Source organism: Ruminococcus sp. 5_1_39BFAA (assembly GCF_964240875.1).
Lineage (GTDB): Bacteria > Bacillota > Clostridia > Lachnospirales > Lachnospiraceae > Blautia_A.
Window position 1 is genome coordinate 1 of record NZ_CAXSVO010000037.1, and the last position, 20,074, is coordinate 20,074.

Genomic DNA, 20,074 nt, shown 5'->3' on the forward strand with positions numbered 1-20,074 from the left:
CCTTTTAAACGTATCGACAGACCGCATAAACAAAGTGATTGCAGCATGAAATAATAATTAAACTCCACGGATTAAGGCAATATATAACCGTGTGGGCAATCGCGCCAGTAAGAAAGGCTGTTCCATATTTATAGTAGTGATCGGTGACTTCAGGATTTACTTGTTCTGCAAAAATCTGTATTACAGAGGCAAGTTCGTATTCAAGAAGCGGTTCCAGATTTTGAGAAATAATTAACTGCATCATATTCTGATTCTTACGAAATGTTTTTGCTAATTCTTCCGTAATATCAGAAAGTAAAAGAGGTGATCTTGATTTCAGCCCCTCCATCATTTCCAGATAGCATCTTTTTATGCAAAAAAGAATGATATCATCTTTGGCGTCAAAGAAATTATAAAATGTCTGACGCGATAAATCAGCTTTCTGGCAGATATCTTTTACGGTAATCTTTGAATAGGGTTTTGTTTCCATCAGAGTAAGGAGCGCATTTACCAGCCATTCTCTGGAAGTTAAGGCTGTAGGATTGTTTCCTTCATACATTGACATAATCTCCATTTTGTACAAGTTAATTTCAAAGCATTGACATTGATTAAATCTGTTCGTATTATATAACGAACATTGACAGATGTCAAAGAAAAGGAGATGTTAATAATGGAGATGTTTTTGACTTTGTTAAGCGGTATTTGCTGGTGTATTGTATACGAAGAGTGTATCAGGCTTGCTCTGAAAGACAAAACATATGCGATGCCATTCTGGGCACTGGCCTTAAATATCACCTGGGAGGGAATTTATACGTATTATGACCTGCAGGCAGGGGGCGGTGTTCAGGGAATCGTAAATGTTTTATGGTTCTGCCTGGATGTAGTAATTCTTGAAACACCATGAGGCAGACAGCGATGCTCTGTTTTACCTGTGGACCATTCTTGGGATAGCAGCAATGTTCGTTGTACAATTAGCTTATGTGAAAGAATTCGGACTGGAAGGGCGTCTGTCCGCACAGTATTCTGCATTCGCGCAGAATCTGATCATGTCGATTGCGTTTATCCATATGCTTGTAAAGCGTGGGAATACAAAAGGGCAGAGTGTGCTGCTGGCAGTTGCCAAATGGATTGGGACTCTGGCACCCACGATCACAATGGGCATCATGTCTACAAATTATGTAGTGCTGGCATGTGGCTTGCTGTGTACTATATATGATCTCATTTACATTGCGCTTCTGTACAGAGCCAAAAAGAGCGAAAAATCGGAGTCAGTGCAATAAAGCTGTGGCAAATATTACAAAATATGTCACCATAATGCAATTGAAAAGTCTGGAAACGGTACTTATATAATACAAACGGATAAATGTATGAGATGCTATCACTGTAAAGAGAATTGTCCGAAACAGGCAATCGAATGAAAGAAAAAATTCCCGGCAGAATTGCTGCAGCAGTTCTGCCGGGAATTTTCTTTCAATTTCTGCGCTTTCCAGACAGCTTATCTTCTTTGTTCCGGCAGCGTTAATATTGCCGCGATTTTGGGGAGTAGAAGGCGTTTTGTGGGCTGGCCCGACTGCAGATTGCTCGTCGGCAGTTTTGACACTGCTGATGGTAATTTATGCAATGAAGCAGAAGCAAGTGCTTCCATTTATTCATGAATTGAATTTAAAATAGTATCAATGTTCTGTACAGAAAGGTTATAAGCCGATGAGAAAGGTTCTCTTGTAATGTTATATGATGAGAGAATATATAAAGCTTGTTTAAAGGCTTCTAATGCTTCAAGAGACCTTGCTGCTCCAAAATTATTAAATAGAAAAGCACCATAGTCATTCAATGCCGGTGCCTTATAAAAAGAAAGCATTTCAAAGTTATATTCACTGGCTTTCTGAAAAGCTGCAATGGATTTTTTGAAATGCTTTTCAGCTTCCGCATTATTTTTGATTAAGGCATAATAATTGGCAAAATCCTGATGTGTTTGAGCCGCCAGATGCGAATAGTATTCGGGGTCTAAGGACTCACGGATCCTTAAAGCCTCTTTAAATAAGGCTTCAGCGTCCTTCGATTTTTTGTTGTTTGTACTTAAGAGTAACGCAAGATTGTTTGCGGTTTGAGCAACATCAATTTCATATGTAAGAGGATTCTTTTTGGCGAGCTTTTTTCGGATGCCGAGGGCCTTTTTCAGCATGGTCCGGGCAGCTTCTTTATCGCATTTGCATAAAACTAAGCCGTAATTATTGTATACCATTGCAAGCTCGGGTAAAAATACGGATGAATTATATGCCGCTAACTTTTCCAGTATTTTAATTGCTGAATTAAATACAACCGTTGCTTTGCTGAGGTCATTTTGGCTGCTATAAAGATTGCCAAGGTTATTTTGAATGGTGCAGAGTTCTATTGAATAGTGTACAGGCGACATATCATAAAAGTCCATACATATTTTTTGCGCCTTTATGTAATAGTCCTCTGCTTCCGAATACCGGTAGGTACTATGAAGCAACGCACCTAAATTGCAATATATACCTAATAGCGCCTTAGGCTTCTGGTCAGAAGGCATGGCAGGATCATTTTCAATGATGGATATGGCTTTATGGTACAGAGCTTCTGCTTCTTGGGCCTGGGCAGGTTTATCGCTGAGCAAATAAGCAAGATTACTACAGCTATATGCATAAGTCAGGCTATCCTCTGCTGTATGCTGACTCTCTGAGCAGGCTTTTCTTAGAAAAACTTCCGCTTTTTCATGCTGATGGGTTTTGGTGTACAGGAGCCCCAAAATAGTATATAAGTCAATAGGATCTGCGTGATCAGACATGGATTGATCAGATAATAATTCCTCACCTAATTCAATGGCTGACGGATAATCCTTTTGATAGTCCAGAAATTTTATATAATCGATATAACAGGCGGGTTCTATATGGTATTTCCTTGATAGGGCTAAATTTGTTTCGAAATATTGAATTAACTCAGGTATTATTTTAGCGGGGATATCGGAAGTTTTTAATGTCTCGATAAGCAGCCTGTTTTCTGAAATATAACCGCGAATGCCGGTAATTCCATTTTCATATAATGATTCTGCTATACTTAATTCTTTTGTTCTGGATTCATCTCTTAATAGAATTATTGCTTCTTCAGAATTTCCCTGATTGATCAATTCACATGCTCTACGTTCTCTCCAGGTTAGCTGTCTGTCTTCATGAGACAACTTAGTCATGGTAGAGAATAGTGCTAGGATTTCTTTTTCACATCTGTAAAGTTCTTCTGATACCGTTTCTTTTTCCTGGCTGACATTAAGCCATTTGATATATAGTTCTGTACTTTTGGCTGATTTTATGTCTACGGATAAACGTGAAAATTCTTGTTCTAAAGATTTTTTACGGTTTAGCAATTCAGAAATATTCTTATTGTTTTTATATAAAGGAATACTTGTTAAATCCAAAATAGGCTGGTTGTCTACGGAAGCCTGACCATTTTGGAAGGAAATAAATCCATTAATTCGGGAATCGGAAATCAATTCTAATAAGATGTTCAGTTTTATCGAGGCGATTTCTGAAAAGTGACTGTAATAATGCTTTAACTCCTTGTTAAGTCTTTCCATAAAAGAAATAACACCAGGAGAGATAGAAGCGTCGTCCACTTTAAAAAAATATGGATATATAAGCGGTGTTTCTTTTTGTCTGAAATGAGACAGTGCAACTTCGTATTCTTCAAGAGTAAATTCACCTAAGTTTTTTCCAACCAGAATATAAAAATAATCAGATTCCCGGATCTTATTGTTATACATTTCCTGGGAGCCATATTTTTGAATTGCATTCGATAGATTCTCGCACAAAGTCAGTTCAAAATATATTCCCCGGTATATATAAATGTCATTTAAGTGTCCGATAAATGCCTTTAATTCCCGGCGCTCTGTTTCAAATTCAACAATGGATGATGCCAAAAAGAATTTAATAAATTTCATTTATATATCCTCGCTTTTAGTATGTATACAAAAAATTATACCACGATGATAAGGGGAATTCAATTGAGGTGTGGGAGGCTGCTGAAAAAACAAAGAAGTTTCATTTTTTCGATCCTTTAATTTCATATCCGCAGTTTAGTCAATAAACGATGAAACGAAAAGCCTGTGTTTTAATGATTATAGAAAATTTGAAGGAGGATAAAAAATATGTGGAATTACGGTTATGAAGAGGAAGGAGTTATGAATCTTAGAGATTCCGTAAAAGGAATTGTAAGAGGTCAGATTAGCAGCGGTTTGCTGATCGATCTGAAAATTGAAGAGGAAGATTTTGAGGACAGCAGGATCACGGTTCCGGCTTTCGGATATTGGGCGGGATGGGTTCCTGTTGGTACTGAGGTTATCTGTTCCATCAGAAAATGGGCAAAAGACTGTAAAAGGATGGAAGTCCGGGTAGACTCTGTGGCTTATGAAAGTGACACAGCGGTGGCTGCATAGTAAGGAATCGGATATTCAGAGAAGCATAAGGAGGAAATAATATGGAAGCAAATGGATATAACACCGTAAACCCGGATACCGGATCTATTACTTACAATGGTCCCAGTGAAATAACAAAAGGTAATCACAATAACATGCCCTCAAGAACAGATGCGTATCTGCCTACTGATGAAAGGGGACACATCCAGGCATCTTCCCTTGGAGGCAGTAACAGCAGAGATAATATAGCTCCGCAATCCCATGATCTCAATCAGGGCGGCTATAAGAGCATGGAAAATGGCGAACGGTCAGCGCTGAAGGATGGAGGCACAATTCAGTCAGAAAAGACAGCATTTGTGAGCAATCAGCCGGGAAACCGTCCGGATGCTTTTATGGTTAATGATACTGTTACATATGCGGATGGACAGACGCAAAGCGTCCACTTATCATTTTCTAATTTAACAAATGCAGAGCAGGAAAGTATGAATGCGGAATCTTCTGCTAAAGCGGGAGACATGTTCGATGCACAGCCAAACCCGGGAGATACGCTGAGAGCGTCTATGTCGACGGCGGAATACTCGGAATTAATGGAGGAAACCGACGCTGCCCTGCCTAATATCAGCGATGTATATCAGGAACATAGCGAGACAAGCTTTCAGGCGGAAAGCAATGTGGACTGGGACTTCGATACCGATATGGGAGATATCACGGATGCAGAGGTATCGGCTGCGGACTGGGATTTCGAAGCTTCGGCGGATGATCCTTCTGCAGAAGTCGGCGGGGGTGACGACGGCGCAGATGTTTCGGCCGATGATGATTAAGTAGGGAGAAATGATGCAGTACGAGATATCTTCAATGGGAGAAAATCCGCCGAATTGGCCCAGAACACAATACAGTGTCAAAGCGATAAGAAAGAAGGGAGGTGGTGTGATCGGCATTCCTGTATTACCGGTAAATGTTCTTGTAACCGGGACAACGGGATATGGAAAAACTACGTTTACAAAAGAGTTTGTCAGGTCGTCATTTTATTCTGAACCCCATATGTATGGAGTGTTTTTTCAGATAAAGCCGGATGATTTTACAGCGGAGTTTCTGCGCCCGCAGGATAAAGTCATTACCTTCAATCAGGACGTTTGCCAGGGCTGTAATTTGTTTAAATGGAACCTGGTAAAAGAGATCCGATCCTGTCCGAAAAGCAGATGGGAAACAGAGCTGGAAGCGCTTACTTCTATCCAGTTTTCAGACGCTCTCCGTGACCCGAGAAACCGTATCTGGGCGGACGGCGCAAAGGCCACATTCAAGGGATTTGTGAGGGTGATACTGTACAAATACAGAAACAACCCATCAAACAGCAAACTCATTACCGCGATGAGAATGATGGACAGGAAAAAATTGCTGAAATTTCTTGCGGAATGCGATCAAAATCTCAGTATGCTGAAAGACAATTTTGAATTTGATCCGGCTCATTGTGAGGGCTATAGAATGCCGAAAAGGGGCAGTGATATTTTTTTCTTTCTTCAAAATGTGCTTGAGAAATTCGGCGGTACCTTTATGTCTGAGGACGGGGACGATACGATCTATGATTACATGAAGGGACGGTTCGGAGAACGGCTTTTTATCCTGCATGACCACAAAGCAAGGGCATCTTCAAAGCTGTTTGAAAGGTATTTTCTCAAATATATAGGCGATAATATGCTCTCTTTGTCGTCGGATTTTCATGGGAAAATGCTGTGGGTGCTTGATGAGATCGACAAGGTTGAGCATGAGTTTGGGCTTACGCAGGCTGTCACGCTTGGGCGTCAGTTCGGACTTCAGGTGCTTGTGTCAACGCAGTCCATTAATTCGCTGTATGCCATTGCGCCGGAGGAGCATGGGAAGGAGCTGATGGATGCGGCGCTTGCCGGATTTCCAATGACGGTTACCTTTCATCCGGGCGATCCATATACAATAGAAACCATGCAGAAGCTGTATGGAAAGACGACAAAACAGACGTTGACAATGCCGTTATCAAGGTATGATAAGCCTACGTTCACCACCGAATTACGGTATGTGGTGGAGGACAGCGATTTTGCCAGCCTTGATACAGGAGAATGCTATGTAAAATACCGTTCGGAGAAGCCGGAGCGTGTAAAGATACTTATTTAGAGGAGGAAAATTATGAATTACCTTATGTTTATTGACCGGATTGCACAGCATCATCCAATGACGGCTAAGGTTCAGTTTCTGGTATCCGGGAGCGACAGGAAGGTACGGAATACGGTACTTCAGGATGTGCTGGAAAAATGCAGGGGAGGCAATGAAAAGCTGGTCATTGTGGATGATACCGGAAGAAGAGATGTAACGGTTTATAATACCATCCGGTCATTTGGATACCAGATCAAAAACGGGATGGCGGGCAATTTTTGTCTGTATGATCCTTTTAAGATCACCACAGTGAATGGGATCAGCAAGATGCGCCAGTTGTTTTCTACACTGGGATACGATGAGAGACAGAAGGGAAAGCTGATCGCTTACCTGAATTTTATCCGTCATATGGAATACCTGGAGAATGGCAGTCATGAGGTGGAGCTGTCTCTTGAAAAGCTGGGGGAGTACAGCACGGTTATGGCTGTTGAAGAAAAGCTTCAGTATTTGGCGGGTGCAGGCATTATTGATGATAGGCAGCAGTTGGTGCTTTTATCAAAATATTCCGAGTGTTCTTCCGCGGCGGCAGATCTGGAAGACATGTTTTTTGTTTTGCTTCCATTTATCAGTGGGGAACGTGTCCGGTTTGATTCAGATCCCACCCAGGCAGTGCTTTTTCCAACCGGTGAATTAGGAGAGGATGAAACGATCCGAAGTCTGGTCATGCAGCTATTGCGTTTCGGGATGGAAGAAAGCAGAGGAAATAAAATAACGCTGCTTGTATTTGATAAAGGGTATGGAAACCGGAAATGTGTGTTTGATCTTCTGAAATCGCTTCCGTACCAGGTAAATGTGAATGTTTTTTCAGAGGATATTTTTACCTTGTGCGATTCGGAAGCGCTGGCTATGATCCTCAATCGTTTTACCGCAAGAATTTACAGCCGCCATCTTGCCATGAGCAGCGCCGAGGCAATAGAAAAAGTGTGCGGCGAGATCGATGTGGTAAAAAACTCCTACAACGTTACATATGACAGACGATGGCGTGCAAACAGCCCCTGGGATATGCTGTGGGGGAACAACAAAACGGAGGCATATACACAGACAGCACCGGTGCGGGAACCGCGTTACAGGAAGGAGATGATCATGGGCTTCCCGCCGGGAAGCGGCATTGTAGAATACCTGGGAAACACTTCCGTATTTTCTGTTTGATCAGGATGAATGACGGGGAAAGAAGGCGGATCATGAGGGAGGATGGAATCATAAAAATAATGCTGGTGTTGTTGGCAGATTTCTATTTGGCTTACTTTTCTTTAGGGACAGGGGCGGCAATTTTGCTTTGCTTTGGCATCATGTTTTACGCATGGATCGGTGAATACACAGCGTTATTTAAGGACAGGGCAATCGGACTGGAAGACCTGGATGAGTATGAAAGATCAAGGCTTTTGCGGGTTTATGAATGTCTCTCAGAGGATGTAAGAAGGGTGTCCGGAATCGAGATATCCGGTTTGAAATTACATGTGATTCCCTCTGATAATATCAATGCGTACGCATATGGATTTCAAAATATTGCGGTTACCCGCGCCGCATTAAATTCCTGTGATGATACAACACTTTGCTCTGTTTTGGGGCATGAAATTTCGCATATTTTAAATATGGATGCCGTATTGAGCAGAATGATATTTGCAAATGTGACATTGGTAATGATCAGTTTGATAGCAGGCTCATTTTTCAGTGTGGCTTTTTTATGGATCCTGTTCATAATGCTTTGTGCAATAGGATTCTGCGGAGGATTATTCAGTATGATCGTATTTCATGGGGTAAATAAGCTGGTAAAAGGGACGTATACGGTCATACAACGCGTGGTTTTGTTTATTTACCAGACAGCGATGGGACTGGTGAGCAGAGGGAATGAATTCAGGGCGGACAGATACAGTTGTCAGTTGGGATATGGACCGCAGCTTAGCTATTTTCTGACACGCTTTGCAGGGGACCAGGAGCCAAGGCTAAATTCCATAAATGAGATCCTTTACGCATCTCATCCGGCTGCCAGCAAGAGAATTATGCGGATCCAGCAGTATTGCCGTTCCCTGGAATAAACAAGTTTCAATAGAAACTTTCTGTAACCGTATTTGTATTCTTATATTTGAAACTTTCTGAAGGCTGTATGCTATAGGTACAAAAGAGAGGAGGCGGTGCCTAATGATTGTTTGAAAGAAAACCGTAAAGGGCTTTGGACCTGAAGCCAAAGATGTACTGGAAATATTTGATAACCGCAGCATAAATAAAAGGAGGAAAATGATATGGCAGATAACACATTAGTAGGAGCAGCAAATGCAGCAGAAAATGAATTCCCGGTGGAGATATTGAATAAGGCGAGCGGAGCGACTTACCCTGACGCATACGTGACAGCGGAGAACACTTTAGGTCAGATCATCGATGAGTATGGTTCTGATATTGGTATAACCAGAGGCAGCGTTGTCTTTGAAAACAAGAGAACCGGCGCTTCCACCAGTGACCGCAATGAAACGGTAAAAGGATTTGGACTTGAAGCCGGAGACGTATTGGCGGTATCTGATGACGGACGAGTTGCATAATGTACGAAAGCGAGGAATGCTGACATGACTTATTCATATATTCCTGTCGGCATTGGACTGGTTATCTGCGGTGTAATAATTGCCTTGCTGTTACATAAGAGGAAAAAAGCACCGCAGACCTCTAATTCTTCACAGACTTCTGTTCCCAGGCAGACTTCAACTGCCGCGCAGAAGGCTCCGCCTGCATTACCAGGCAGGAGAAGAAAAACAGGTTCAGCGACAATGCCGCAAAGACGAAGCTTTGCAGCCCCTAATCAGGCTGCACGAATGGCTAATAGCAGAGCTTCTGTACAGAATGGACCGCATGGTGTAAAACCGGAGCAGTTTCCATGGTGTCCTGTTTGCGGAAAGCATAATGAAACTGGCGCAAATCAGGTAATCTTCTGGTTTCCGGATGAAAAAATATATAAGTGTTCAGGAGGTCATAAAATGGCGGGAAACGGAAAATTGATCTGCTGACCAGAGAAAGGGGATGCGATATGGCAGATATTTTTAATGCGCTTAAATTGCCGGTATATCTGAAGCGATTCAGAGGAAAAAAAGTGATGATCATAGGCGGGGGAGCCGTAGGCTCCTACCTTGCCGAATTTCTTGCAAAAGAAGGCTTTGGGACAATCGCGGTCGTGGACTTTGATAAGTTTGAATATGAAAATGCTGCAAAGCACAGCGGTATTGTGAGAACGCCGGAGGATGTGGGAAAAAACAAGGCCGTTTGTGTGGCTGAGAGGATCCGGCCGCTTATGATCGAAGGAGGAATTTCCGTCGGCATTGATGGCGACATAGCATTTATGGGACCCGAGGCATATGCGGAATTTGATATTGTATGCCTTTGTGTTGACAATTATGCGGCGAAGCTGGTGGTGGATGAAAATATACGCCAGTTGCCGGACAATATACGGCCTGCAGTTATTATGTGCGGTACCTACGAGGAAACGGCGCAGAGCGTTATGATCGACGGAAAAGAATGCTGCCTGAGATGCCTGTTTGATGAAAAATGGCTGATAGATCCATCCGTGAGAACAAGCTGCAGCGGCCCCCAGTTGCGTGAAATCGACGGAAAGCAGGAGATTATCCGGACATCAGGACTTGCCAGTCAGGAAGCGGCACATCTTGCAGCGGAGCAATGCCGCAGCTTTGTGCTTGGCGTGGGAGATTCCATGAACAGAAGAATTACATACACGGCATATCCCAATCTTGAACTGAGCGTATCGCGTCCTATGAAGAAGAGAAATTGTCCCGGCTGCGGCACTTTGCCGGCTGCAGACGTGATCCGGATAAAAGGCAGTGTACTTGACCTGACATTACGGGATGCAATGTCACAGATCACGGATATTTTGCAGACCGATGATTTTGAGATCAGTACACATAGACTAAACTATAAAAATGTGGTGCACAGCGGATATATTGTTGACGATGTATGCCATTGCTGCGGCAGACCCATAAAAGTAATGAAGCATGAATGCCGGACATTTCTGGAGGATCTGGTCTGCGAAGCGTGTAAGGAGAAAATGCAGACACCGAGATATGATACAGCATTTGCAGCCGGTCATATTCTCAGGGCTTTTACACCGGATTGTCCCGATGAGATAAAAGACAGGACATTGTTTGACCTGGGATATCCTCTTGGAGCGCACATTGATGTGATCCAGAGAAATGGGGCACTGGATTTTCTTGATGATGACAAAATAACCGTTTCCACTGTTATCTGTGATGGGGATTCGGAAATGGTTTTGAAAATACATTCGCTGCACCATAGCGGTGCTGAAAAAAAGGAGGATCAGCTATGAGTTATACAGCCACATACATCGATGCCAATGGACGGGCTCAGACAATTGAAATTAGTGAAAATGATTCGAAAGAAGCGCTCCGCAATCATATCCGTGCGCTGGAAAAGAAATACGATCCAAAGTATGTTACGGTGGAGCGTGTAAAGGCGGATGCCGGAGAGCTGGCGCATTTGAAGATTGGAGTGAAAAATGTGCGGACTCATTATCTTACATCAAGCTCAGATTCAAAGCCTAAAGAAACGGATTCCATGACAGCAGATGTGATCGTCTATATGGGATATCCGTTCAAATCTGTAGATGCAAGGTATCCTGAAAATCATTATCTTGCCTCTCCTAATGTTTTCCGGAGCGGTCGGGCATGTATTGATACATGGGAACCCGGAACCAGCAGCCTTATCACGGTAGCGGACAAGCTGCTGAATGATATGATTCATAATCCGGCAGTGACTCGTTATGATTCAGAGGCAAATTCTTATATGGATAAATGGCATAAAGAAGGGGTTGCCAAAGGAGCGTTTCCCACAATGAACCCGAAGCTTCTTTACGCAGCCGCGCCGCTTCCCAGAAGGAGACCGCATGAAGTAGTGAGCACTCCATTGCCATCCAGACGCCGCTAATGCCAGAAAGGAGATTTTATGAACATAGATTATGTGGTTTTTAATAGGAGAGAAGAGGAGGCTGGTTCTCCGCCGCCTCTTCCAAGAAAGCATACCCGGAGAATACGAAGCTTTCCGGTCTTAACCACGAAAGAGATCGAAAGCATTATCCGAAAGAACTGCGGCAGCATCGAGGCTGCAGAATGCCATGGCAAGGGAAAAAACAGAGTATATATCCTGCCGGAAGCATTCAATGAATATAAGACCATGGTGTCATACGGAAGACGGAGTCCTGTGAATTGCAGGGAACAGAAATATATAGGGCTTGGACACATTTTTTCAGATGGTTTTGGAGGAACGCATATCGTTGTTGTTCATTTTATTGAAATTCCAACCATGAACCGCTCAAGTGTATCGGCCGGTAATCTTGGTCCAAACGGAGAGGCTAACCCGGGGCTGGATTTCCTTGAGTATTACAGAAATGAGTTCATCGAGCACGAAAGCAGCTATAATACGGACGCATTCGGGGCAGTTGTGGATCCTTTCCAGGAATATGGCGCCAGTGAATTTGTTCTTGAAGGGCATACGCATCCGGATCTGGGCGCGTTCTGGAGCGGAACGGACAGGGAAAGCGGAGCAGCCCGCGCAGCAAAGGTTCCCATATGTATTTTTGTGTGCGATCCGGTCCGGCAGGAAATGCTGGGTGCGATCGGCAAAAATTTTGAGCAGGCAAAGGTGATTCTTTTCGACCGTATAAATACCGAAGAGAAGATGTCTTTGACGGATAAGATCGTAAAATTGACAAACGATTGTATTCGTTTGCATGGCCTTTCCGGAAATGTGAAGAGTTATGAAGGATGGGATGGAAAGGTAAGGATCAGGATTAATTTGATCGTTCCAAAAGATGCAAGGGGCAGTGGGATGTGATATAATGTGAATACTTAATTAGTGGGAGCACTTATACAGAGAGGTAGAACAATGTTTCGTGTTATAAAAAACAAGGTAAAAAATGTGAAAGCATACCGGTTAGGCGATGAAAATCCGGTTATAGACCAGATGATAGCAGAAGGGAAAATCAGAGCATTGGAAAATGGACAATATGAGATTTTTTCCCAGGAGGTTTTAAAGTCAGGAGCTGAGCATGGGGAGCTTGCATCAGCAGGCGATTATGTTAAGCTCGACAGCACGGGTAACCCTTATCCAAATGACATCTCCTTTTTTGCAGCAAATCACAGACATATATCAGGTGATGATTATGAACAGATTCCAAAGCCTATTCTGGCATGGAGCGCAGAGGAGCCGATGTGTGAAGAAATCCGTTTTTTGGTTCGGGAAAAGGGTCTGGTATTGGACCCTGAGGATCCGGAGCATTATTATACAGCGCCGCTGTGTAGAACGATAGAGGCTGCGGATATACATGCCGTGCTTATCTTCTATAGTATTTTGTATGGCGATGATGGGGATATTAAGGATATTTCGTATAATCTGGTGGAAAGGAAAGAGTTTGAGAAGGATTACAGCATAATGGATGCTCTGTGACGGAGAATTACGTTTATGGACAAGACATACCATCCGGACGATATGGAACTGCTGGATATTGCCGCTAAGGAATTCTGTCAGTGGCGGACTGTGCGATATTTTACCATTCTGAAAAACTGTCTTTACAGGAAATAGACGCTGCTGATGCTCGGAGATATACGCATTGGAAACAAATTATACGAGGAGATATATATATGAAAGGGATGAATTTGGTTGCGGTTGAGAAGATGGATGTTTTAATGGAAGATTATTCAAAAATCGTCGGGCTGATTCACAGCGTTGCAGGCGATATGGACAGGCTGATCGAAGCTAGAAATACATGGGAGGTTTTCTTCGCAGAGTATAATGAGGACCCCAGGGAAATTCCGATGATCCCGGAAGTGGTCAATTGGATTAAACAATCTCTTGCTGCGGGAATCCCATGGTTTTATTTCATGAGAACTGCTCCGAATTCTATGGGATTGCGGACATTTATGGTCACCTGCTGCGGAGATCCGGACCCGGAGGATGATACCCGCTATCTGTTTGATAAAAACAGGGTAATGGAGTTTGTCAATAAAAACATGGAAAATCTGGAGAGCTTCACGGAGGAGTATGGCATTCCCGAAGCGGTCAGCCTCGCCGCAGCAGAGGATATAATGGCGGTCGTTATGGAAATGCTTTCCGGTACGTTTGACGCAGAACCGTCGGAAGAGGCAAAAGACAGGGATAAAATGATGGGTGAAGCGTTATATCGTCTGTCCGAACTGGAAAAGCTGTATGGACTTAATCCTAAAGTAAGGGAATACTTCAGCGATGGCAGGCTGTACTATTCTTATTTGACAGGCGGCGGATATATGGGTTCCATCGATACGATCAATTACGATAAGAGATATGCAGAGATCGTGAGGAAATTTGAGGAGGAAACCTCCTTTTTGGTCTATCATGTAATAGAGCATGAAGATACGATTTCGCTTTTGTTTGTCAGCGATGATTATTCCCAATGGCAGGAAGAACGTCCGTCATCAACCGGAGTGCTGGCGCAGGTGGTGAATGTTGAACGTTATGAAAATAAGTGCGGATTCATAAAACTTGATGTAATCCAGGGCGCTTTAAGAAGAAGGGATAACAGGGTTTACCCAAATCTTAAGGACGGCGTGCAGAACGAAATGGAGCTGTCGGATGTGGGATGCGAGATGGTGGAGAGACTGGAAATCCTTGAAAATGCAGGAATGATGACAGATCTGGACGTTGTTAAAATATATATGAGGGAGCATGAGATGTGCTATAGCGAGCTTCTTTCTGTCCTGGGAATGGAGACATGTGTGGTAGACCGTTTATCTGCCGATTCCGAATATGAATACTATGCGAAATGCGTTTCGGAACAGCTTGACCAGCAGATCTATTTCCTTATGGTGGCACGGGACGGCACGTTAGCATTTTTATATATATCGGACGATCCGGAAGAATGGGAAATGGAAAAGCTGGATTTGGCTGAATACAGACCGAAAGCGATTGTTGTTGATACAGATGAAATGACAGCATCTATAGAAAGGATCCGATACAGTATGGTTAATGGAGGACCGTTGTGTAATCTGTGATATGGGTCTGCGGGTGATTCAAAAATAAAAAGGGGCAGATGTGACTTATGTGAGTTACACCTGCCCCTCCTGTTTAGGAATGGCTATTTCCAGGCTGCGGATCGGACAGCCAGGCTGTTGTAATGATCTCACTGGTATACTCGATATTCAGCTTATCAATAGAGGTAAAGTCTTTTGGAATATAATCATAATAGCTGACATATTTTCTGTCGCCGTCTATATCTATATAATTTGGAACTCTTTCGGCAGCATAACGCTCCCAGTCAGATCCGGATGCTTTTTCGGCAATTTTACATAATTCTTCGGAAAGCGTCTGCAATTCTTTTAAGCCGCAAATACAGCCGTGAAGCCTGGCGATATATAATTGATGTTTGGGATTTCCGGCATTCATATAATTGATGACCTGGTCCGGTGATGCCTTTTTCCAGCCTCTTGCGATTGCCCATCTTAGCCAGCGTGAGTGTTCGTAGCAAAGCAATGCTTCTTTATTTGCTGCGCTGCGTGCCGGGTCGGCAAGTGAATCCTGGAATTTTTCAGACATTATCTGAAAGTTTTCTGCCTGCGCGTAGGCAGAGTCAGAATATTCTTCATACGGAAGGATATGATCGTTTCCGCTGTATGCTGTTTGAAATAACCGATAAGGCATTGACAGGGCAACCGCCATTGAGGAATCACGATTATAGCTGCGTGAGAAATAGTCCTTCAGGTATAGGATCTTGGTTTCAAAGCTGTCGGAGGGCTTTGCGCCGCAGTATTGCAGATGCGTAGATTCCGCAACCTTTTCCAGGTATCCGCCGTCGATCTGCTCCCATGAATATCGGTCACATAAAGTTCCAAATGGGATTAAATTATAATTGTTGTACCACAGATCCCCGCAGTCTACCTTTTGAACGACCATGTTTTTGGACAAATGGGCGATATTTGAGTCCTTACAATAAAAACTGATCATGGGAAGCGCTTTGTCTTGCGGCTTTTTCCCGGTTTCAATAAGATTTCGGATGCTACATTCTCTGATCTTTATTCCGTAATTTAGGTTTTCGATGTCATCGCCGATATTTACAACATAGTAATTGTAAGTGTTGGCGGTTTCGTTCAGCTCATTGAGTATTCCGGATACGTTGGGCGAGTAAACAGAATCAACTGCTTCAAGCTTATTTAAGGGAAGGACACTTGAGGTTAATTTTGAATCCGGCAATTCGCCGAACATATCCGGGCAATTAAAATGAAGCGAGGATTCAATTTCCTTTGCGTCAGGCGAGATCAGATTAATTGCAAGTGTAATCCCGGAATAGTGAAAGCATCCTAACCAGAATGCCTCCCGGATAAGCCAGCATGTGAGTTCCGTATTTCCATGGCTGATAATCGTGAAGTTGATGGTAACGGGTTTGCTCTTTAACTGAATGGCTGACAAATGTTCGATCTGTTTAAAAAGCGGATATTGGTTCAGCAAATATTGTGCAGCCCATTTATTGTCGTCAATGGTAAAAACACGTACAGTAAAATCGCCCAGCCTTTTTAGGGCAGTGTCTATCAGCGGGGAATATTTGTCCTCAGATACTCTGATATATATGGTTGTTTTGCTCCAGCGGGAGGAAGCGTTGGCGCTGTCTGTCCGGAACGGATCTTTTTCCAAAGAAGAGATTTTATCCAGTATAAATAATAAGTCCTGGAAGTTTTTTTCCTGAGAGGTATGGACTAAAAGATAGCGGCAGTCCTCGTTCGGTTTGATGGAGCCGATCAGCTCCTGCCGGGAGGAAGCATCGATGATCATTCTCATTCGGATGTCTTCATCCTGCATTTCTTCCGGAATAGATTTCAGAAATTCCTCGGAATACTCATTTCTGGAATTAAGAATGATTCGTGCAGTGCCGTGGGTGTTGGCAATCGGGCGGAGCAGAGATACAGGCGCCGGTTCCCCGTTTTCCCTCCGCAGGCGGTCAAGCGCATCGGAATAGCCACATTTAATTGCATTGAGCAGCAATTTTTTGCAGTTTAGCTTACTGTCGTAGGTATAACCATGATCGAGGCAGCAGACTGCCAGATAATAATATGCTTCTCCACGATCAGGTTTATCCGCCATGTTTTTCAGGATGATCTGCGAACATAAATCCCCGGCTGATTGATAGTCCTTTTGTTTAAAAAGCAGATCCCGCGCCTCATCCAGCATATGGGCGGCAGCTTTTTGTTCGGACTCTATATGGGAGGCGATCCATTCCTTGCTGCTGTAACCGGAATGGCTCCTTCTTCTTTGCGAAGGGACGATGAAAAAGGATAAGTCCGCAGCGTCATTTTCGGAATAAAGCCAGCAATGCCATGTTGCCGCTATTGCAGTAAGACAAGTGATCTGCGAATAAAAATCGACCTCTATAAGGTCCTCTTTGAAAGCTTTCAGTACAGGATCTTTGCCGAAAAGCTCTATTAAGTGAATCACATCTTTTTTGTATTGTTCTGTAAAGTCCTGCGGAAATAGTTCAAATAAAGACCGCAGGTTCTCTTTTAATTCCTGAATAAAAGGAAATGTATCAAAATCCCATTTCCCTGCTTTGCCATCCCTTAAGATATGCTTTTTAACGGTTTCATACTGGGCTTGTCCGAAGTTGTCGTTGAAATGTGTGAAATACCGGCTGAACTGGGTTTTTTCTTTGTCTGTAATATCGGTTCCGTCAGACATCCGGCGGTATCTTTCAGGAATCAGCATTCGCACGATCACTTTCTGCATTTCTTCACCTTCACCGGGGTGAAGATATTTTTGAATCGCTTCCGGTGATTTTTTCTTCATGGCATTCTTCAGCGGAATGCAAAATGTTTTTCGGGGGAAAAGCATGGTCCAGGTTATTTTGGGAGAACCGGACAAATAATTTTTATCCATTATGAACATGACTATATTTCTCCTTCCTGATCTTGGGGTAAGGGTGAATCTCGTTTTATTATACTTTGGGGAATCGTAAAAAGCAACAGAAAGCCGGACAATGGGATATGCGGACCTTCGCTGGATGTCTGAGGCATCCGGATTGCCGGTGGGGCGAAACGCCTGAATAAGAAGTATGGCGGTCGATTTGAAAAGAATAGTTTCATAGGAAATTTCAGGCTTTAAGGTTCCGTTTCGTGATGAAACGAAAATGCTATGGGAGAATGTGTATAGCAGGAAATGATTTACCAAGGAAAAGGAGGAAATGTCTATGTTAAAGGCAAAAGCACTTTGCGCTGTACAAGAGAATGCAATTCCTGAACAGAAACCGCTTGTTCCAATGGGCTTGGAACAGAATCGTATTAACCGACTGATAGGAAAAAAACAGAATATCGTCATCGATTCGTTTGGGGATGAGAATGCCGTTAAGGAGTGGATTACCAGCCTTGCGGTCGAACTTGTAAAAAATGATGAGCTTATGAAAGAATTTATTTTAAAGCTCCGGCAGCAGTACACGAATAAAATGAAGGAATTTAGTTTTTCGCTCGCCGCATTTGACAGTGAAAGCAGGAAAACGATCCGTCACCTTTTCCGGGACGAAATGTGCGGAATCGTGGATTCTGTTGAGGCGCCTGAGGACAGTGACAGAATCTGCGGCAATCTGGTATTTTCAGCGGAAGCACAGAATTTTCTGGCCGGACAGTATATGGAAATTGGCGTTTATGAGCTGATCAGGGAAGCATTGGAGGAGTTGGCAGTTCAGCATAAGGCAACGTATAAGCTTTATCGCAACGTCAAAGTATCGACGAAAGAAGGGGTGATTAAAAATGAATTTGATATTGTAATTGAGTGGAACGGCATAGCGTATGTGGTGGAAGTAAAATCCGGAAAGCAGTTTAATGCCTGGGGCAGCCTTCTTGAGATTGGGAAGGAATATGGAATTATTCCTGACCGGCTTCTTCTTGTAGATTCCTATCTTCCGAATGAAAGGGCTAACCGGATTGAAAGTTTTTGCAGATACTATGTCTGCAATCTGAAAAATGGAAGCCTGAAGCAAAAGGTGATTCAGATGATCCGTAATGATCTGTAAAAAGGACAGGAGAAAATCAGAATGAAAAAGACAGGAAGATATAATGATCCTCTTAACTATTGCAATATGGAGGAAGACTTCGGTTTCAGCCATGAAAAAGTTCCGTCAGACGCAGTATACGCGGTAAAGGAAAAGGAGGAAATATATGCAACGGTTCTGCCGTACAATGGAAGACCGGCTGAAGAACTGGCATTGCTGTTCGATGATGTGGATTTTGCAGTTATTGAAGAAATCGGTCGGAGCAAATATTTAAGCTCACTGCAGGTTTATCAGTACATTACACTTCGGGGAATGACTGTAAAGAGAAAAGGCATCCGCAGAAGGCTGGACAAGCTTATGAGGCTGCGTGTGATAAAGGAATATGAGATAACGCTTGACGGGGCAGCCAGAAGTATCCGTTTTTATGAACTGGACTTCAAGGGAGTCCGATTGGCAATGCAGCGCGGCGTAGAATTTCATAAGGGCAACAGCTATATGAGCGAGCGCAGAAAAAAGGAACTTGGAGTATGTGAGACAGTAGAGAATGTGAAACGCATTCTTGTGGGAAACATGATTATACTGGGGCTTTTGATGAATAACGCCCATATGGAGCGGTTCGGAATCATGGAGACTATGCGGCCGGTCCAGGAAGCACCGATTACAAATGGTTGTATTATCCGTACCGCTGCTAATGTTCAGATTGATGAAGATTCGGTTCTTCTTTATGAGGTAGTCAGATCCACACCACATGCCTTACGCAAACTGGCGGACAAAGTGCGGCGTTATTATACGCTGATCAACAGCGAAAGCTATGTAAGAGAAAACTTTTACGGGCATAAAACATTGCCTCAATTGGTACTCTGCGGAGAAAGCTATGAGCATAACTGCAAGATTGATTCTTATCTTCGCAGCAAAGGGTTGTGGAGTGTCAGGGACAGTATCCTTTATACAGAAGACCTGTATTACGTCCGGTCCACTTTGCAGACTTTGTATGAACTGGATGAAAATGGAAACCGCCGCTGGTACAGTCTGCCCTCGAAAGATAATGAGCTTAAAGAGAAAAGTGCCTGATATACGGCGATTGAAAGTGGATATGAATGGAAATCGAAACCACTTAACAAATGCACCAATATAGTGTATACTGACAAAGCGGTAATGATTAGCAGAAAGTGCAAAGTCATGAACCGCTTTTTGGCTTTTGGTATATTGTGTTGAATTATGATATAAGAAGAAAATCCGCAGGAGGTGAGATTATGAAGAGAGAAAAAACAGCATGTCATTGCAAGAATGTAACATATGGAATGATTGAAGATGCCATTAAACAGGGAGCCAAGTCCTACGAAGAAGTGGAAAAACAGCTTCGTTTTGGTACCGGATGCGGAAAATGCAAGGAATTTATAAGCTTTCTTGTAAAAGATATTTTGGATGAGATGAAAAGTATGGTATGATATTAAAATAAACGGAAGGAGCAC

General features: G+C 43.1%; 21 protein-coding genes. 18 read left to right on the forward strand and 3 right to left on the reverse strand.

Annotated elements, in window-relative coordinates:
• Positions 1 to 4 precede the first annotated feature (4 nt).
• Entirely contained in the window at positions 5 to 538 is a 534-nt protein-coding gene (locus tag ACESZH_RS21440) for a TetR/AcrR family transcriptional regulator (RefSeq protein WP_373219014.1), read from the reverse strand.
• Between the two features lie 111 nt (positions 539 to 649).
• Here ACESZH_RS21440 and ACESZH_RS21445 point away from each other — a divergent pair, with 111 nt between their 5' ends.
• The 3 genes from ACESZH_RS21445 (at position 650) to ACESZH_RS21455 (ending at position 1,397) form a co-directional block, all read left to right on the forward strand.
• Positions 650 to 883: a hypothetical protein gene (locus tag ACESZH_RS21445; protein WP_373219015.1), complete on the forward strand. Its 234-nt coding sequence runs from the start codon at positions 650 to 652 to the stop codon at positions 881 to 883.
• Positions 870 to 1,259 carry a hypothetical protein gene (locus ACESZH_RS21450; RefSeq protein WP_373219016.1) on the forward strand — a complete coding sequence of 130 codons (390 nt, stop codon included), beginning with the start codon at positions 870 to 872 and terminating at the stop codon, positions 1,257 to 1,259. Before ACESZH_RS21445 ends, ACESZH_RS21450 begins: the two co-directional genes overlap by 14 nt.
• 87 nt (positions 1,260 to 1,346) lie before the next feature.
• Entirely contained in the window at positions 1,347 to 1,397 is a 51-nt protein-coding gene (locus ACESZH_RS21455) for a hypothetical protein (RefSeq protein ID WP_373219046.1), read from the forward strand.
• A gap of 227 nt (positions 1,398 to 1,624) precedes the next feature.
• On the opposite strand, the gene ACESZH_RS21460 is transcribed toward ACESZH_RS21455, so the two are convergent.
• A complete protein-coding gene (locus tag ACESZH_RS21460) occupies positions 1,625 to 3,931 on the reverse strand; it encodes a tetratricopeptide repeat protein (RefSeq protein ID WP_373219017.1) in 2,307 nt (768 codons plus the stop codon).
• A gap of 207 nt (positions 3,932 to 4,138) precedes the next feature.
• On the opposite strand from ACESZH_RS21460, the gene ACESZH_RS21465 reads away from it, so the two are divergent.
• The 12 genes from ACESZH_RS21465 (at position 4,139) to ACESZH_RS21520 (ending at position 14,625) form a co-directional block, all read left to right on the forward strand.
• Positions 4,139 to 4,426 carry a hypothetical protein gene (locus ACESZH_RS21465; RefSeq protein ID WP_373219018.1) on the forward strand — a complete coding sequence of 96 codons (288 nt, stop codon included), beginning with the start codon at positions 4,139 to 4,141 and terminating at the stop codon, positions 4,424 to 4,426.
• Between the two features lie 41 nt (positions 4,427 to 4,467).
• On the forward strand, positions 4,468 to 5,226 hold the full coding sequence (locus tag ACESZH_RS21470) for a DNA/RNA non-specific endonuclease (RefSeq protein WP_373219019.1): 759 nt from the start codon (positions 4,468 to 4,470) through the stop codon (positions 5,224 to 5,226).
• A 34-nt stretch (positions 5,227 to 5,260) separates the two neighbouring features.
• Positions 5,261 to 6,550, forward strand: a complete 1,290-nt coding sequence (locus tag ACESZH_RS21475; RefSeq protein WP_373219020.1) for a type IV secretion system DNA-binding domain-containing protein — start codon at positions 5,261 to 5,263, stop codon at positions 6,548 to 6,550.
• A gap of 12 nt (positions 6,551 to 6,562) precedes the next feature.
• The gene (locus ACESZH_RS21480) at positions 6,563 to 7,738 is read left to right on the forward strand and encodes a hypothetical protein (RefSeq protein ID WP_373219021.1); all 1,176 of its coding nucleotides are present in this window, start codon (positions 6,563 to 6,565) and stop codon (positions 7,736 to 7,738) included.
• Between the two features lie 32 nt (positions 7,739 to 7,770).
• The gene (locus ACESZH_RS21485; RefSeq protein ID WP_373219022.1) at positions 7,771 to 8,625 is read left to right on the forward strand and encodes a M48 family metalloprotease; all 855 of its coding nucleotides are present in this window, start codon (positions 7,771 to 7,773) and stop codon (positions 8,623 to 8,625) included.
• A 204-nt stretch (positions 8,626 to 8,829) separates the two neighbouring features.
• Positions 8,830 to 9,123 (forward strand): hypothetical protein, encoded by a 294-nt coding sequence (locus ACESZH_RS21490; RefSeq protein ID WP_373219023.1) that lies wholly within the window; start codon positions 8,830 to 8,832, stop codon positions 9,121 to 9,123.
• Positions 9,124 to 9,147: 24 nt separating this feature from the next.
• Positions 9,148 to 9,582: a hypothetical protein gene (locus ACESZH_RS21495; RefSeq protein WP_373219024.1), complete on the forward strand. Its 435-nt coding sequence runs from the start codon at positions 9,148 to 9,150 to the stop codon at positions 9,580 to 9,582.
• A 20-nt stretch (positions 9,583 to 9,602) separates the two neighbouring features.
• Positions 9,603 to 10,910, forward strand: coding sequence for a ThiF family adenylyltransferase (locus ACESZH_RS21500; protein WP_373219025.1), 1,308 nt, complete (start codon positions 9,603 to 9,605; stop codon positions 10,908 to 10,910).
• On the forward strand, positions 10,907 to 11,527 hold the full coding sequence (locus ACESZH_RS21505) for a hypothetical protein (protein WP_373219026.1): 621 nt from the start codon (positions 10,907 to 10,909) through the stop codon (positions 11,525 to 11,527). Before ACESZH_RS21500 ends, ACESZH_RS21505 begins: the two co-directional genes overlap by 4 nt.
• A gap of 18 nt (positions 11,528 to 11,545) precedes the next feature.
• On the forward strand, positions 11,546 to 12,433 hold the full coding sequence (locus ACESZH_RS21510) for a hypothetical protein (protein WP_373219027.1): 888 nt from the start codon (positions 11,546 to 11,548) through the stop codon (positions 12,431 to 12,433).
• A 51-nt stretch (positions 12,434 to 12,484) separates the two neighbouring features.
• Positions 12,485 to 13,045, forward strand: a complete 561-nt coding sequence (locus ACESZH_RS21515; protein ID WP_373219028.1) for a hypothetical protein — start codon at positions 12,485 to 12,487, stop codon at positions 13,043 to 13,045.
• A gap of 194 nt (positions 13,046 to 13,239) precedes the next feature.
• Positions 13,240 to 14,625: a hypothetical protein gene (locus ACESZH_RS21520; protein ID WP_373219029.1), complete on the forward strand. Its 1,386-nt coding sequence runs from the start codon at positions 13,240 to 13,242 to the stop codon at positions 14,623 to 14,625.
• Positions 14,626 to 14,698: 73 nt separating this feature from the next.
• On the opposite strand, the gene ACESZH_RS21525 is transcribed toward ACESZH_RS21520, so the two are convergent.
• The gene (locus ACESZH_RS21525) at positions 14,699 to 17,503 is read right to left on the reverse strand and encodes a hypothetical protein (RefSeq protein WP_373219030.1); all 2,805 of its coding nucleotides are present in this window, start codon (positions 17,501 to 17,503) and stop codon (positions 14,699 to 14,701) included.
• 301 nt (positions 17,504 to 17,804) lie between these two features.
• On the opposite strand from ACESZH_RS21525, the gene ACESZH_RS21530 reads away from it, so the two are divergent.
• The 3 genes from ACESZH_RS21530 (at position 17,805) to ACESZH_RS21540 (ending at position 20,050) form a co-directional block, all read left to right on the forward strand.
• The gene (locus ACESZH_RS21530) at positions 17,805 to 18,623 is read left to right on the forward strand and encodes a hypothetical protein (protein ID WP_373219031.1); all 819 of its coding nucleotides are present in this window, start codon (positions 17,805 to 17,807) and stop codon (positions 18,621 to 18,623) included.
• A 21-nt stretch (positions 18,624 to 18,644) separates the two neighbouring features.
• A complete protein-coding gene (locus tag ACESZH_RS21535; RefSeq protein WP_373219032.1) occupies positions 18,645 to 19,673 on the forward strand; it encodes a hypothetical protein in 1,029 nt (342 codons plus the stop codon).
• A gap of 182 nt (positions 19,674 to 19,855) precedes the next feature.
• The gene (locus tag ACESZH_RS21540; RefSeq protein ID WP_373219033.1) at positions 19,856 to 20,050 is read left to right on the forward strand and encodes a (2Fe-2S)-binding protein; all 195 of its coding nucleotides are present in this window, start codon (positions 19,856 to 19,858) and stop codon (positions 20,048 to 20,050) included.
• Positions 20,051 to 20,074: the final 24 nt, after the last annotated feature.